Origin of the sequence: Enterococcus sp. AZ095a (genome assembly GCF_050546735.1) — a bacterium.
GTDB lineage: Bacteria > Bacillota > Bacilli > Lactobacillales > Enterococcaceae > Enterococcus_D > Enterococcus_D entomosocium.
Window position 1 is genome coordinate 1,947,073 of record NZ_CP172953.1, and the last position, 13,758, is coordinate 1,960,830.

Sequence of the window (13,758 nt, forward strand, 5' to 3'; positions counted from 1 at the left end):
TCTCGTTTCGTTTGATTACAATAGCATTATAATACCACAAAGAAAAAAGCAATCAAAGTATCTATCTTTGATTGCTTTCTCCCACTTTGAACGGATAGAACTTATAGGCAGTTTATTCAATGCGAATATACGTATACCTATTGCTATTCTATCAAATAAAATTTTGATTTCAAGCCCTTATCATGAAATTTGCAGATATTTCACGCTTCCTTAAACTTTAGCGAAACCTATTGACAGACAAGTGAAAAAGTGAGTGCTTTTTCATCTGCTTAAAGGACTTTTTTCAAATAATGACCGGTGTAGCTGTCTGAAACCGCAGCAATTTCTTCTGGTGTACCAGTTGCAATGATCGTGCCACCGCCTTCGCCACCTTCTGGACCTAGGTCAATCACATGGTCCGCTGATTTGATGACATCCAAGTTGTGTTCGATCACTAAAACGGTGTTGCCAGCGTCGACAAATCGTTCCAAAACTTTCAACAAACGGGCAATATCATCCGTATGCAGACCAGTCGTCGGTTCATCTAAGATATAAAAACTCTTGCCATTGGAATTTTTGTGCAGTTCACTGGCAAGCTTCATCCGTTGCGCTTCCCCACCAGACAAAGTAGTCGCTGGTTGTCCCATAGTGACATAACCTAAACCGACATCGACGATCGTTTGCAATTTTCGATGGATTTTGGGAATATGTTGGAAAAATTCCACTGCATCTTCCACGGTCATATCTAAGATTTCCGAAATATTTTTTCCTTTGTAATGAACTTCTAACGTTTCTGAGTTATAACGTTTGCCATGACAAACCTCACAAGGTACGTAGACATCAGGTAAGAAGTGCATCTCGATCTTGATGATTCCGTCCCCTTTACATGCTTCACAGCGTCCACCTTTTACATTAAAACTAAAGCGGCCTTTTTTATAACCACGGACTTTCGCCTCATTGGTTTTAGCAAATAAATCACGAATGTCATCAAAGACACTGGTATACGTTGCCGGATTGCTTCGAGGTGTCCGACCAATCGGGCTCTGATCGATATCGATCAATTTCTCAATAGCTTCATAACCAGTAATGGTTTTAAAGCGGCCAGGTTTGTTCGAATTCCGATTGATTTTTTGCGCCAAGGCTTTTTTCAAAATTTCATTGACTAATGTTGATTTACCAGAGCCAGAGACCCCTGTAACTGCGACGAACTTTCCTAATGGAAAATCGACCGAAATGTTTTTCAAGTTATTCTCAGAGGCACCGGTCACACGAATCTTTTCACCATTGCCTTTGCGGCGTTCCGTCGGTGTTGGGATTTCTCGTTTTCCAGATAAGTATTGACCTGTTAAAGAAGACTCATTGGCAGCGACTTCATCGGGAGTGCCTGCAGCGACGATCTCGCCACCTGCATGTCCTGCACCCGGACCGACATCGATCAAGTAGTCTGCTGCCCTCATCGTGTCTTCGTCATGCTCAACGACAATCAGGGTATTCCCGAGATCACGCATTTTCCGCAATGAATCTAGCAAGCGATCATTGTCTCGTTGGTGAAGACCGATCGATGGCTCATCAAGAATGTAAAGCACCCCAGACAAATTGGAGCCGATTTGTGTTGCCAAGCGAATTCGTTGCGCTTCCCCACCAGAGAGTGTGCCTGACGCACGACTCAAGGTCAAATAGTCCAATCCGACATTTTTTAAGAAGCTTAAACGATCATCGACTTCTTTCACGATCGGACGTGCAATCATTTGCTCTTGTTCCGTTAGTTTCAATTCTTCGACAAAGTTCAAGGCATTGTTGATCGCCATCTCACTCATTTCACCAATATGCTTCCCATTGACTTGCACGCACAGCGCTTGAGGGTTCAAGCGATAGCCATGACAGGTTTTACAAGTCAACTCTGTCATATACAAACGCATTTGATCACGGGTAAAATCAGAGTTGGTTTCATGATAACGGCGTTTGATATTTGGTAAGATCCCTTCAAAAGCGACCTCAACATCACGCACCCCACCAAAATCATTCTCATAATGGAAATGGAACATCTCCCCATTCGAACCATTCAAGATAATATCTCTGTGTTCTTCTGGCAATTCTTCAAATGGTGTGTCCATATCGATATTGAATTCTTGACAGGCTTGTTCCAGCATTTGCGGATAATATTGTGAACTGATTGGATTCCATGGCAATAGTGCGCCTTCACGCAACGTTTTGCTTTGATCGGGAATCACTAAGTCGACATCGACTTCTAGCTTCACGCCAAGACCATCACAGTCTGGACAAGCACCAAAAGGCGCGTTGAATGAAAAGAGTCGTGGTTCTAATTCTCCAACCGTAAAACCGCAATAAGGACAAGAATAATGTTCACTGAAGAGCATTTCCTTTTGGCCGATCACATCGACTACCGCGTAGCCGTCCGCTAACCGTAATGCCGCTTCAAAAGAATCAAACAGGCGTGAACGTATGCCTTCCTTCACAACAATCCGGTCGATGATGATGGCAATATCGTGCTTTTTATTTTTTTCTAATTCAGGCGCTTCAGAAACATCATAGACTTCACCGTCTACGCGCATCCTTACATAGCCTTCTCTTTGGATACGTTCGAAGACTTTTTTGTGCTGCCCTTTCTTTTGGTAAACGATCGGTGCCAACAATTGGATCTTGGTGCGTTCTGGTAATGCCAAAACTTCATCCACCATCTGCTCAACCGACTGACTAGTGATCTCGATGTGATCATTTGGACAAATCGGGTGACCGATTCTAGCGTAAAGAAGCCGCAGATAATCATTGATTTCAGTAACCGTCCCTACTGTTGATCGCGGGTTCTTGCTGGTGGTTTTTTGATCGATAGAAATCGCTGGACTAAGTCCATCAATGCTATCTACGTCTGGTTTATCCATTTGACCTAAAAACTGACGGGCATACGCCGATAGACTTTCTACATATCGGCGTTGTCCTTCGGCATACAACGTATCAAAAGCTAAGGAGCTTTTCCCTGAACCCGAAAGACCAGTAACAACAACGAGTTGGTCTCTGGGAATCGTCACATCGATATTTTTTAAATTATGGGCCCGTGCCCCATGGATCACGATTTTATCATTTGCCATAGTGTTTCTCCTTCTAATCAGCAGCTTTTAGCTCAAGAATAGTATCTCTTAAGGTAGCAGCCGTTTCAAAATCCAATGCTTTCGCAGCATCTTTCATCTCTTTTTCTAGCTTCAGCAACAAGGTTGCTTTTTCCTCACGACTCAGTTCTTCATAAGAAGTCGTGGTGTATTCACCGGTCTCTTCTGCCACTTTTGTGATCGCGATCAGATCGCGAATTTCTTTAATAATGGTTTTCGGTACGATCCCATGTTCTTCGTTGTAGGCTTCTTGGATACTTCGGCGTCGCGCCGTTTCATCGATCGCTCGCTGCATCGAATCAGTCATTTTATCAGCGTACATGATTACTTTTCCTTCAGAGTTTCGGGCTGCCCGTCCAATGGTTTGGACTAAGGAGCGTTCGCTGCGCAGGAAGCCTTCCTTATCGGCATCAAGAATCGCAACCAGAGAAACTTCCGGCACGTCTAACCCTTCTCGCAGTAAGTTGATTCCGACCAGTACATCAAATTCACCGAGGCGCAGGTCTCGAATGATCTCTGTTCGTTCCAATGTTTTGATGTCACTGTGCAAGTATTTGACTTTGATCCCTAATTCTTTGAAGTAATCCGTCAAATCTTCAGACATTTTTTTCGTCAAGGTCGTCACAAAGACCCGTTCATTTCGCTCGACGCGCTCATTGATTTCTCCCACGAGGTCGTCAATTTGACCCATGATCGGTCGTACTTCGATCACCGGATCTAACAGACCAGTTGGTCGAATGATTTGTTGAACGACGGTATCGGTTTGATCGTATTCATAGGGGCCAGGTGTTGCTGACACATAGACGATTTGATTGACATGTTTCTCAAATTCTTCCAAGCGTAACGGACGGTTGTCCAGTGCAGAAGGCAAACGGAAGCCATAATCCACTAACATTTGCTTTCTAGCACGGTCACCATTATACATCCCACGAACTTGGGGCATCGTTACGTGTGATTCGTCGATTACTAATAGAAAATCATCTGGGAAGAAATCCAATAACGTATAAGGCGGTTCGCCTTCTTTTCGTCCATCCATGTGGCGAGAGTAGTTTTCGATTCCTGAGGTATACCCCATTTCTCGCATCATTTCAATATCATAGTTGGTTCGCTGCTCTAAACGCTGTGCTTCCAGCAGCTTATTTTCTGCTCGCAAAACTTTCAGTCGTTCATCGAGTTCACTTTGGATTGAAGCGATCGCATGTTCCATATGGTCTTCATTGGTCACAAAGTGGGTTGCCGGAAAGATCGACACATGTTCGGTGTCACTCATGATCTCGCCCGTCAAGGCATCAACTTCACGAATCCGATCGATTTCATCGCCAAAAAACTCAATGCGCAACGCTCGCTCATCACGAGAAGCTGGGAAAATCTCCACAACATCGCCGCGCACGCGAAAACGCCCCCGTTGAAAATCGATGTCGTTTCGTTCAAATTGGATCTCGATCAATTCTTTTAATAGTTGATCCCGAGACTTTTCCATCCCTACTCGTAAAGAAACAACTTGTCTTGCATACTCGATCGGCGAACCTAAACCGAAAATACAAGAGACAGAAGCGACAACGATCACATCGTTTCTCTCTAATAAAGAACTTGTCGCCGAGTGACGGAGCTTATCGATTTCATCGTTGACACTGGAGTCTTTTTCGATGTATGTATCACTGGAAGGAACATACGCTTCTGGTTGATAGTAATCATAGTAACTGACAAAATACTCGACTGCATTATTTGGAAAGAAGTCCTTAAACTCGCCATATAATTGTCCAGCCAATGTTTTATTATGGGCAATGATCAATGTCGGTTTATTGACTTCTTTGATTAGATTAGAAATCGTATAAGTCTTACCGGTCCCAGTGGCTCCCAACAAAATCTGTGCTTTTTTTCCACCGACCACCCCGTCAACCAATTGATGGATCGCTTCTGGTTGATCCCCAGCTGGTTGATATTTTGATACTAAGTCAAATTCATGGGAAGTTGTTCTTTCGATCATCTTCATTCCCCCTCGATTATTCTAAACGACAACAAAAAAAGAAAAACTCGCTGCCGCTTTTCCATAAATAAGTATATCATAGCGAACATACTTTCGCCATCATTTGCTATGAAAGTTTCATGCGATTAAGCATAACTTAACATGTTTGATTTTCTAACATTTAATGTGAGGTTTAAACGATTTTGTCATATTTTTAAAGAGAAAGACTTGTGTGTTGAAGAAAAAATCCATATAATCTATAAATACGTTATATCTAAAGGGGGAATTTTCTTGAAAAGAAAACACATGTCCTTCGCTTTAATCGCGCTGATTATCAGCATTTTTACGCTCTCAGTAAAGTCAGCAAGTGCGGAGGAAACTACGTATAAGATAGGAACAGATTTAACATTTGCTCCTTTCGAATTCCAAAATGAAAATAATGAATACGTTGGGATCGATATAGATTTATTAAATGCGATCGCAGAAGATCAAGGTTTTGCAGTTGATTTACGTCCTTTAGGTTTTGACGCCTCCATTCAAGGAGTGCAATCAAATCAGTTAGATGGCATGATCGCTGGGATGAGTATCACAGAGGAACGTAAAGAAACCTTTGATTTCTCAGATCCTTATTTCGATAGTGGGATTCAAATGGCGGTAGCTGCTGACAATGACAGTATTACTAGCTACGAGGATCTTGAAGGCGAAACGGTCGGTGCAAAGGTTGGTACCGAAAGTGCCCGCTTTCTAGAAAGCAATAAAGACCAATATGGCTACAACATCAAATTATATGATGACGCTACTGGACTATATGGCGCTGTACGCAATGGTACTGTGGCAGCCGCTTTTGATGATTATCCAGTGCTTGGCTATGCTATCAACAATGGCGAACCGATGAAACTTGTCGGCGAACCTGAAAAAGGTGCTTCTTACGGATTTGCCGTCAGAAAAGGCCAAAACCAAGAACTCCTTGAAAAATTCAATGCTGGTTTAGCCAATATGAAAGCTTCCGGCAAATACGACGAAATCGTCAATACTTACATCACAACGTCTGATACAGATGCAGACACTAGTGAAATGGTGAAAGTCGAACCAAAGAAAGATGTTTACCGAATTGCTAGTGACTCCGCCTTCGCTCCATTTGAATTCCAAAATGAAGACAATGAGTATGTAGGGATCGATGTTGATTTAATGAACCGAGCGGCAGAATTGCAAGGGTTCAACATCGAATTCAATTTCATCGGTTTTTCCGGAGCTTTGCAAGCCTTGGATGGTAACCAAGCAGATGGGATGATCGCTGGGATGACAATCACTGATGAGCGTCGTCAATCCTACGACTTCTCTGATTCTTACTTTGAAAGCGGCATTCAGCTCGCTGTAAAAGAAGGCAATGATTCCATCAAATCCTATGAAGATCTAGATGGAAAAACCGTCGGTGCAAAAGTTGGGACAGAAAGTGCAGACTTCTTGATCGCCAACGAAGAGAAATATGGCTATTCCATCAAATATTATGATGCTGCCGATCAATTATATGCGGCTGTTAACGGTGGGCAAATCGATGCCATGATGGATGATTATCCAGTGATTGGTTATGCCATCAGCCAAGGTCAAAAACTAGTGACACCGATTGAAAAAGAATCTGGTGGTCAGTACGGATTTGCGGTGAAAAAAGGCCAAAATCCTGAACTGATCCAAATGTTCAATGAAGCATTGAAAGAAATGAAACGGACTGGGGAGTACGATCAAATCATCAATAAATACATTGAAGATGGCTCTGCCACAGAAAAACGAGTGGATGAATCAACGATCACTGGTTTGATCAGCAACAACTATAACGTCTTATTAAAAGGATTATGGAATACCCTATTACTAGCATTGATTTCTTTTGCCTTAGCATTAGTGATCGGAATCATTTTTGGACTATTCAGTGTTGCTCCAATCAAAGCATTGCGGGTTTTTGCAGGGATCTATGTTGATATCATTCGTGGTATTCCTATGATGGTATTGGCTTTCTTCATCTTCTTCGGTCTTTCCGATGCGATTGGTATCACGATTCCGGACTTTGCAGCCGGGGTCATTACATTGACCTTAAATGCCAGTGCCTATATCGCTGAGATCGTCCGTGGTGGGATCAACGCGGTGCCAAAAGGTCAGATGGAAGCCTCTCGTAGTTTGGGGATGACCTACACTCGGACAATGCAGAAAATCATTTTACCGCAAGCGATCAAAATCATGATTCCATCTTTCGTTAACCAATTCGTTATCTCGTTGAAAGATACAACGATCATCTCGGTTATTGGAGTCGTAGAATTATTGCAAACTGGGAAAATCATCGTTGCACGAACCACACAAAGTACCTATGTCTACTTGATCATCGCGATTATTTACTTAGTCGTGATCACAGCTTTAACGAAACTTGCAAAAGTTTTAGAAAAGAAGGTGAAATAGCATGAAAGAAAAAATCTTAGTTGAAAATCTTGTAAAAAAATACGGCGACAATACCGTATTGAACAATATCAATGTTTCAATCGCTGAAGGAGAAGTCGTTTGTGTGATCGGCCCTTCAGGATCTGGGAAATCGACGTTCTTACGCTGTTTGAACCGCTTAGAAGAACCAACCAGCGGCGATATTATCGTTGACGGCGCACATCTGATGGATAAAAACACCAATATCAATGCTGTTCGTCAACATATCGGCATGGTGTTTCAGCATTTCAATCTCTTCCCTCACTTGTCGGTTTTAGAAAATATTATTTTAGCTCCAATGGATCTAAAAAATGCTTCTCGGCAAGAAGCGGAACAAAACGCGATTCGTTTATTAGAGACGGTGGGTTTGGCAGATAAAAAAGACATGTACCCGGACAATCTGTCTGGAGGACAAAAACAACGGGTGGCAATCGCTAGAGCCTTAGCAATGAATCCCGATGTGATGTTGTTCGATGAACCAACCTCCGCCCTCGATCCAGAAATGGTTGGAGATGTACTCAATGTTATGAAGGATTTGGCAAAACAAGGAATGACCATGGTAATCGTTACTCATGAGATGGGCTTTGCCAAAGAAGTAGCAAACCGTGTGATGTTTATTGATGGCGGTAATTTCTTGGAAGACGGTACACCTGAGCAAATCTTTTCCAACCCTAAGCACGATCGTACGAAAGATTTCTTAGACAAAGTATTGAATATCTAAAAAAAACCTCTGCAACAGCTCTTTTCTCGGACTGTTGCAGAGGTCTTTTTTTTATTGATTTTTTCGTTTGGTTTCTTCTGAAATCCGCTTTTGATTTTCACCTAAAAAAACTTTTGTATCGATAGGGTTGGCTTTGTTCGCCCCTCCGACGCCAGTATCAACCATCTTTCCCCAACCCTTCAATGGCTCTTTCCCTGCTGCACGAAGTTGCGCATTTTTTAAACGTAACGCTTGTTTTTTCGCTTCTTTTTTCGCTTGATGTTTTGCTTGCCACTGCTTTAAGATGCTCATCTTCATTCCCTCCTCTCCTTGTTATGAATCCTTACATAAATTCTTAGCAACCGGTATGCTGGTTCCTGTTGACCTGGTAAGAGTAAACAGGGTTCACCTTTAAAATAGCAAATTTTTATTGAGTAGTTAAATCTATTATAACATTTCCTTTTCACCATCGTAAGCTGCAGATACTAATTTTACTAAAACCATGAAAGGACATTTGAAATCAAGTAGCCAGATCAGAAGCAACATGTTACACTTATTAAACAACACTCCCTCCAAACCAAAATAGGTATACAAACGTTTTTCTTTTTTATTTTATAGCAAATGACGGGGTTTTCCTAATAAAAAACCAACATTAAAATAACAAAGGAAGGCCATGAAAATCATTTTGGAGGAACCTATCTTATGAAAACCATCATTTTATTTTTCCCACTAATGATACTCTCCCTCTTTCTCACTGGCTGTACCTTGATTGACGAAATCATGGATGACAACACCAAAAGCAGTTTTTCACCAGAAGCAACGTCGTCTTCTCAATCTTTGTCAGCTGATTCAGAAACCAGAGCTTCTTCTTCCAGAACTGAGAACCATGCATCAGAACCCGCATCAGAAACAACTCATTCTCCTGATGACGTTGCACAAGCTCAGAGCAGTACCGAAACAGCTGCCCCTCAATTTTCGTATTGTGAACAATTGCAGATCGGGCTGCCGCGACGGTGGAATCGAACAGTCAACAAAGACTTGCTCCATCAACTGCAAATAGGAATGTCTTGCGATCAAGTTCTTGAAACCATGGGTGGCCTTCCTTCTTGGCGACTAGCAGTCGTAGGTGTGGAATCCAATGCCTGGATCAATTCCGATGGTGAAGCAATCATTGTCACTCTTATTAACCGAACCGTTTCTGATGTGGCCTGGCATGATCAGTTTTCTGAATCAGAAATTGAGTAATCCATTAAGCGATCTCACGTGACTGATATTGGTAAAACGCATGATGAAATTCAATCACCACTTTTATCAGAAGTCATCTAAAAAACTTGGGAGTTGAAGGATCAAATGAAACTGAGTCGACTTAGAAAAAAAATCCGGGAGCATAGCAGAAGAAGCTTTTTGCTTTCTTTGGGTATCAGTTGTTTTTCGCTTGGCGCTGCCCTCTTCTACAGCGAAAACCAGCCGGCAGCTGCCTACGAGCAGTTTTTAGAGATCGATTACTTAACTGCTTTACTGGAAGAAAGACCTTCCCCTGAGTCCATCAGCGATCTTGGCCTCGATCTCATCAAACGTAGTGATCGGGTAAACCAAGAGCGCAGTGCCATCAACCGAAAGCGGCGCCGCGAAAATGTGATCGTCACAGAAGAGACTAGAAAAGTTTTTTCTCCCGATCAAGGAGCAATGGTTGATGAAGTAAGAAAAGTAACCACTCGCTTACCTGATTCAGCCATTGATTTGTTATCAATGATGGTTGATAGCAGCGCTCTCGAGACAAAAAGAGTGCCTTTAGGTTCACGGGACAAACTGTCCAAAATCAGCTTTGATTTTGACTTTGATGATTCTGGTGATGAAAGATTAGCGAAAATCACATTGGTTGATGTCCCAGAATTTTTCGGTATTGATTTCTCACAATTCGAGAAAGAGGCTGATGTTGAGGAGATCAAAGAGACATTGATCGTACAGTATGGTTTAGATGCTCACATCAGGGACGTTAGCGCCATTCGGAGACTTTTCTTTGTTCATGAAGGATTTGAGTTTTACATTAGTCATACCTACAATCCGAATGGAGTCGGCATCACCGTCCAAGCGTTAGAACCATAAACGAAAAATAGTGAATCCCCCCTCTCTTTGCGGGATTAACAAAAAAAGCGTCCGCGAATACAAACGCAGGCACCTTTTTTTTACTTCTATTTTGTTTAGGCAAAAACGGTCGACCAATTGTCACGTTCATCAAGAAATTCTTGCGCTAATTTTTGCGCACCTTCTAAGGTATGGTTCGCCGCCCAACCGCATTGCACTTCATTGCTGGCAGGTACTTCAGTTGCTTGCAAAACATCCTTCATGGTTTTTTCTAGGACTGTCAAAATCTCTTCATAATCGTCATGATTCAAGACAGTCAGATAGAAGCCGGTTTGGCATCCCATGGGTGACCAATCCACGATATAATCTGCATGATTACGAATCAACTCTGCCGTCAAATGTTCTAAAGAATGCAGACTTGCCATATCCATATGTGCTTGGTTCGGCTGCTTCAAACGAACATCATATTTGATGATGGTATCATTTGTTCCTTGTTTTTTATCGGCAACCCGTACATAAGGTGCTTTGACTTTCGTATGATCCAAATTAAAGCTTTCAACATTCATTTTCATTGTACTTCTCTCCTACTCTTTTTGTGCTTCCACAAGCCAAACATACTCATTGATTTGCTTAAAACGACTGGTAAACCCATGTTGGCGAAAATATCGTTCGATATCCGCAGTAACTGGATAGTACTCCCGTTGCAGATCAGCGGCTAGTCGCTGGTGTCCAGCTTGCCGCGCTTCATCGATTAGCTCCATTTTTCGGGCTAGGGAAAGAAACATCGTATCCCCAAAAAGCACTTTCCCGCCTTTTGGCAGCATCGCCGCATATTTGCCGATTGCCCGTTGTTTTTCGTCCTCCGTAAGATGATGAAAAACATAGGTAGAAACGATCGTATCGATTACATCCGTGATTTCAGGAAAAACCTCCATATCACCATCTACAAAAGTCACTTTAGAAAGACTGGGTTTTGACTTGGCGATCCGCCGCATCTCTGGCGATGGCTCGATTGCCAGCACGTTTTTTCCTTGAGTAAGTAGAGCTTGTGTTAGATTTCCAGTTCCACTACCAAATTCTACCACAGACCGCCCTGCCTTTTCAGCAATTTCAGCTAGTAACTGTTCATATTTGAAAAAAACCGCTCGATATTCTTCATCCTTACCTGCAACTGTTTCATCGTACTCAGCTGCCCAGTCAGAAAAAATTGGAATAAACTCTCTGCCCATCACTAGCTACCTGCCTTTTCAAACGCTTGTTCTAAATCCGCCAGAAGATCCTCACTGTCTTCGATGCCAACCGACAACCGAATCAGGCCATCTTTGATCCCCGATTGCTGGCGGATTTCTTTAGGGATTGAGGCATGAGTCATCACGGCTGGCACTTCAACCAAACTTTCCACCCCACCTAAACTTTCTGCTAAAGTAAAAATCTTTAATGATTCAACAAAGCCGGCTGTTTTCGTTTCATCGTTTAGTTCAAAAGATATCATACCGCTATACCCAGACATCTGTGATTTGGCGATCTCATAACCTTCATGGTCAATCAATCCTGGATAATAAACCTTTGCGACAGCTTGATGTGCTTGTAAGTAGTGGGCAATTTTCATCGCATTGTTTTGATGTGCTTTCATCCGCAAAGCAAGTGTTTTGATGCTTCGCTGGATCAACCAGCTATCATGAGGCCCCAATACACCGCCAATAGCGTTGTGTAAAAAGGCAATTCTTTCGGCGATTAGCGGCTCTTTGGCAACCGCTAATCCAGCTACTACATCACTGTGTCCACCGAGATACTTGGTAGCACTGTGAATCACAATATCTGCGCCTAATTGTAGCGGCTTTTGAAAATATGGCGTCGCAAAGGTATTATCCACGATCGTCAAGAGATCGTGCTGGGCAGCTAGTCTCGCAACCGATTTGATATCCGTGATTTTTAACAGCGGATTCGTCGGTGTTTCCAGAAAAATCGCTTTGGTCTCCGGAAGAATGGCTGTTTCAATAGCAACTAAATCATCGGTTTTGACAAGTGAATAAGTCAACCCGCTTTTTTCTAATACTTGATGAAGCAAACGAAATGTCCCACCATAAACGTCATCTCCTAAAATGACATGATCTCCTGTCTGAAAAAGCGTGAAGATCGCATGGGTGGCTGCTAATCCAGAGGCAAAAGCAAACCCTTGAGCGCCTTCTTCAAGATCCGCAATCAATTCTTCTAAGGCAAAACGAGTTGGGTTGCCTGAACGACTGTATTCATATTGCTTTGGCTGACCAAGAGCATTTTGCCGATAGGTAGATGTTTGGTAGATTGGCACACTGACTGCACCGGTGAGTTCGTCTTCGCTGATACCGCCGTGAATTACTTTTGTATTAAAATGCATTGTTTTTTCCTCCTATGAATGGTGTGATTGCTGATTGGCCAGCATAAATCTTTTTTGATAGATAGCGGTCGCCACCATCGGGAAAGACTGTGGCGATCGAGCTTCCGGTTGGTAATTCGAGGCTTTCTTTTACTGCTGCTGCCATCACGGCTCCACTTGAACTTCCAACAAGCAGACCATAGTTTCTTGCCAAGTAACGAGTAAAGGCAAAGCCTTCGGCATCACTTATCGTATAAATGTTATCAATAAGCAAATCGTCAAAAAATTGTGGAATGAACTCAACACCGATCCCTTCAATCTCGTGGCCATAGGCAGGACCGCCGTTCAAGATTGATCCTTCCGGTTCAACAACAGCAAGACGAGTGCTTGATTTTTGCTTCTTTAAGTACGTCGCGACACCCGCAAAAGTACCACCACTGCCAGCGCCTGCAACAAAGCTGTCAATTTTTCCATGTAATTCCTGATAGATCTCAGGCCCCAATGTTGCTTGATAGGCTGCAGGATTGTTCTGATTATGAAACTGCAATGGCATAAAACTATTCGGCTGTCCTTTTGCTAATTCCTTTGCTTTTTCGATTGCCCCTTGAATGCCAGCTTCCGTTGGTGTATGAACGATAGTTGCGCCTAATGCCTCAATCAATTGCTGCTTTTCAATGCTGAATTTCTCCGGAATAACAAAAATCATTTTTAGTCCATGCTCGATCCCGGCAATAGCTAAGCCAATCCCGGTATTTCCGGCTGTCGGTTCAATTACTGTTGTCTCATGATTGATTGTACGCTCTCGAAATGCCTCATCGATCAAGTACTTTCCTAAGCGGTCCTTAATGCTGCCACCAGGATTTAAATATTCAAGTTTCGCATAGATTTTACTTCCCTTTTTTCCGCCTAAAGCTGCGGCATCAAATTCAAAGAGCGGGGTATGCCCTATCAATTCTTTTACATTTTTAACGATCATCGTTTGACTCCTTATTCAGATTTTTAGGCAAAACTTGTAAGCTTCATATACATATTTTGGCTTGCAATCATCAGCCGTCGCCATTGAAAGCGGTAAAAAAAAGCAAAC

General features: G+C 42.5%; 11 protein-coding genes. 4 read left to right on the forward strand and 7 right to left on the reverse strand.

What is annotated here, in order from left to right; all coding sequences use genetic code 11:
* Positions 1–269 precede the first annotated feature (269 nt).
* Both uvrA and uvrB read right to left on the reverse strand, forming a co-directional pair.
* On the reverse strand, positions 270–3,086 hold the full coding sequence (gene uvrA / locus IGJ26_RS09025; protein WP_086299388.1) for an excinuclease ABC subunit UvrA: 2,817 nt from the start codon (positions 3,084–3,086) through the stop codon (positions 270–272).
* Positions 3,087–3,099: 13 nt separating this feature from the next.
* Positions 3,100–5,091 carry an excinuclease ABC subunit UvrB gene (uvrB, locus tag IGJ26_RS09030; protein WP_008382187.1) on the reverse strand — a complete coding sequence of 664 codons (1,992 nt, stop codon included), beginning with the start codon at positions 5,089–5,091 and terminating at the stop codon, positions 3,100–3,102.
* 270 nt (positions 5,092–5,361) lie between these two features.
* Between uvrB and IGJ26_RS09035 the strand changes: the two genes are divergently transcribed.
* Together IGJ26_RS09035 and IGJ26_RS09040 are read left to right on the forward strand one after the other, a co-directional pair.
* Positions 5,362–7,515, forward strand: a complete 2,154-nt coding sequence (locus IGJ26_RS09035) for an amino acid ABC transporter substrate-binding protein/permease (RefSeq protein WP_086332415.1) — start codon at positions 5,362–5,364, stop codon at positions 7,513–7,515.
* Between the two features lies 1 nt (position 7,516).
* Positions 7,517–8,254 (forward strand): amino acid ABC transporter ATP-binding protein, encoded by a 738-nt coding sequence (locus IGJ26_RS09040; protein WP_005235668.1) that lies wholly within the window; start codon positions 7,517–7,519, stop codon positions 8,252–8,254.
* A gap of 51 nt (positions 8,255–8,305) precedes the next feature.
* Here IGJ26_RS09040 and IGJ26_RS09045 read toward each other — a convergent pair whose 3' ends face one another.
* Positions 8,306–8,545 carry a hypothetical protein gene (locus tag IGJ26_RS09045; RefSeq protein WP_008382185.1) on the reverse strand — a complete coding sequence of 80 codons (240 nt, stop codon included), beginning with the start codon at positions 8,543–8,545 and terminating at the stop codon, positions 8,306–8,308.
* Between the two features lie 390 nt (positions 8,546–8,935).
* Between IGJ26_RS09045 and IGJ26_RS09050 the strand changes: the two genes are divergently transcribed.
* Together IGJ26_RS09050 and IGJ26_RS09055 are read left to right on the forward strand one after the other, a co-directional pair.
* Positions 8,936–9,478, forward strand: coding sequence for a hypothetical protein (locus tag IGJ26_RS09050; RefSeq protein ID WP_016620337.1), 543 nt, complete (start codon positions 8,936–8,938; stop codon positions 9,476–9,478).
* A 105-nt stretch (positions 9,479–9,583) separates the two neighbouring features.
* Positions 9,584–10,339 (forward strand): Tat pathway signal sequence domain protein, encoded by a 756-nt coding sequence (locus IGJ26_RS09055; protein ID WP_194199626.1) that lies wholly within the window; start codon positions 9,584–9,586, stop codon positions 10,337–10,339.
* A gap of 95 nt (positions 10,340–10,434) precedes the next feature.
* Here the strand turns inward: IGJ26_RS09055 and IGJ26_RS09060 are convergent, their stop codons facing one another.
* Genes IGJ26_RS09060 through IGJ26_RS09075 form a run of 4 tightly spaced genes read right to left on the reverse strand, consistent with a single transcriptional unit; the run spans position 10,435 to position 13,650 of the window.
* On the reverse strand, positions 10,435–10,890 hold the full coding sequence (locus IGJ26_RS09060) for an S-ribosylhomocysteine lyase (protein WP_008382180.1): 456 nt from the start codon (positions 10,888–10,890) through the stop codon (positions 10,435–10,437).
* A 12-nt stretch (positions 10,891–10,902) separates the two neighbouring features.
* A complete protein-coding gene (locus IGJ26_RS09065) occupies positions 10,903–11,547 on the reverse strand; it encodes a class I SAM-dependent methyltransferase (protein ID WP_005235661.1) in 645 nt (214 codons plus the stop codon).
* Between the two features lie 2 nt (positions 11,548–11,549).
* Positions 11,550–12,695 carry a cystathionine gamma-synthase gene (locus IGJ26_RS09070; RefSeq protein ID WP_086332418.1) on the reverse strand — a complete coding sequence of 382 codons (1,146 nt, stop codon included), beginning with the start codon at positions 12,693–12,695 and terminating at the stop codon, positions 11,550–11,552.
* Positions 12,685–13,650, reverse strand: coding sequence for a PLP-dependent cysteine synthase family protein (locus IGJ26_RS09075; protein ID WP_430599558.1), 966 nt, complete (start codon positions 13,648–13,650; stop codon positions 12,685–12,687). Before IGJ26_RS09075 ends, IGJ26_RS09070 begins: the two co-directional genes overlap by 11 nt.
* Between the last annotated feature and the right edge of the window lie 108 nt (positions 13,651–13,758).

What these genes read in the sequence shown, in the direction of transcription:
- uvrA (WP_086299388.1), bottom strand. Translation starts at nt 3,086, where the DNA reads ATGGCAAATGATAAAATCGTGATCCATGGGGCACGGGCCCATAATTTA.
- uvrB (WP_008382187.1), bottom strand. Translation starts at nt 5,091, where the DNA reads ATGATCGAAAGAACAACTTCCCATGAATTTGACTTAGTATCAAAATAT.
- IGJ26_RS09040 (WP_005235668.1), top strand. Translation starts at nt 7,517, where the DNA reads ATGAAAGAAAAAATCTTAGTTGAAAATCTTGTAAAAAAATACGGCGAC.
- IGJ26_RS09045 (WP_008382185.1), bottom strand. Translation starts at nt 8,545, where the DNA reads ATGAGCATCTTAAAGCAGTGGCAAGCAAAACATCAAGCGAAAAAAGAA.
- IGJ26_RS09050 (WP_016620337.1), top strand. Translation starts at nt 8,936, where the DNA reads ATGAAAACCATCATTTTATTTTTCCCACTAATGATACTCTCCCTCTTT.
- IGJ26_RS09055 (WP_194199626.1), top strand. Translation starts at nt 9,584, where the DNA reads ATGAAACTGAGTCGACTTAGAAAAAAAATCCGGGAGCATAGCAGAAGA.
- IGJ26_RS09060 (WP_008382180.1), bottom strand. Translation starts at nt 10,890, where the DNA reads ATGAAAATGAATGTTGAAAGCTTTAATTTGGATCATACGAAAGTCAAA.
- IGJ26_RS09065 (WP_005235661.1), bottom strand. Translation starts at nt 11,547, where the DNA reads ATGGGCAGAGAGTTTATTCCAATTTTTTCTGACTGGGCAGCTGAGTAC.
- IGJ26_RS09070 (WP_086332418.1), bottom strand. Translation starts at nt 12,695, where the DNA reads ATGCATTTTAATACAAAAGTAATTCACGGCGGTATCAGCGAAGACGAA.
- IGJ26_RS09075 (WP_430599558.1), bottom strand. Translation starts at nt 13,650, where the DNA reads ATGATCGTTAAAAATGTAAAAGAATTGATAGGGCATACCCCGCTCTTT.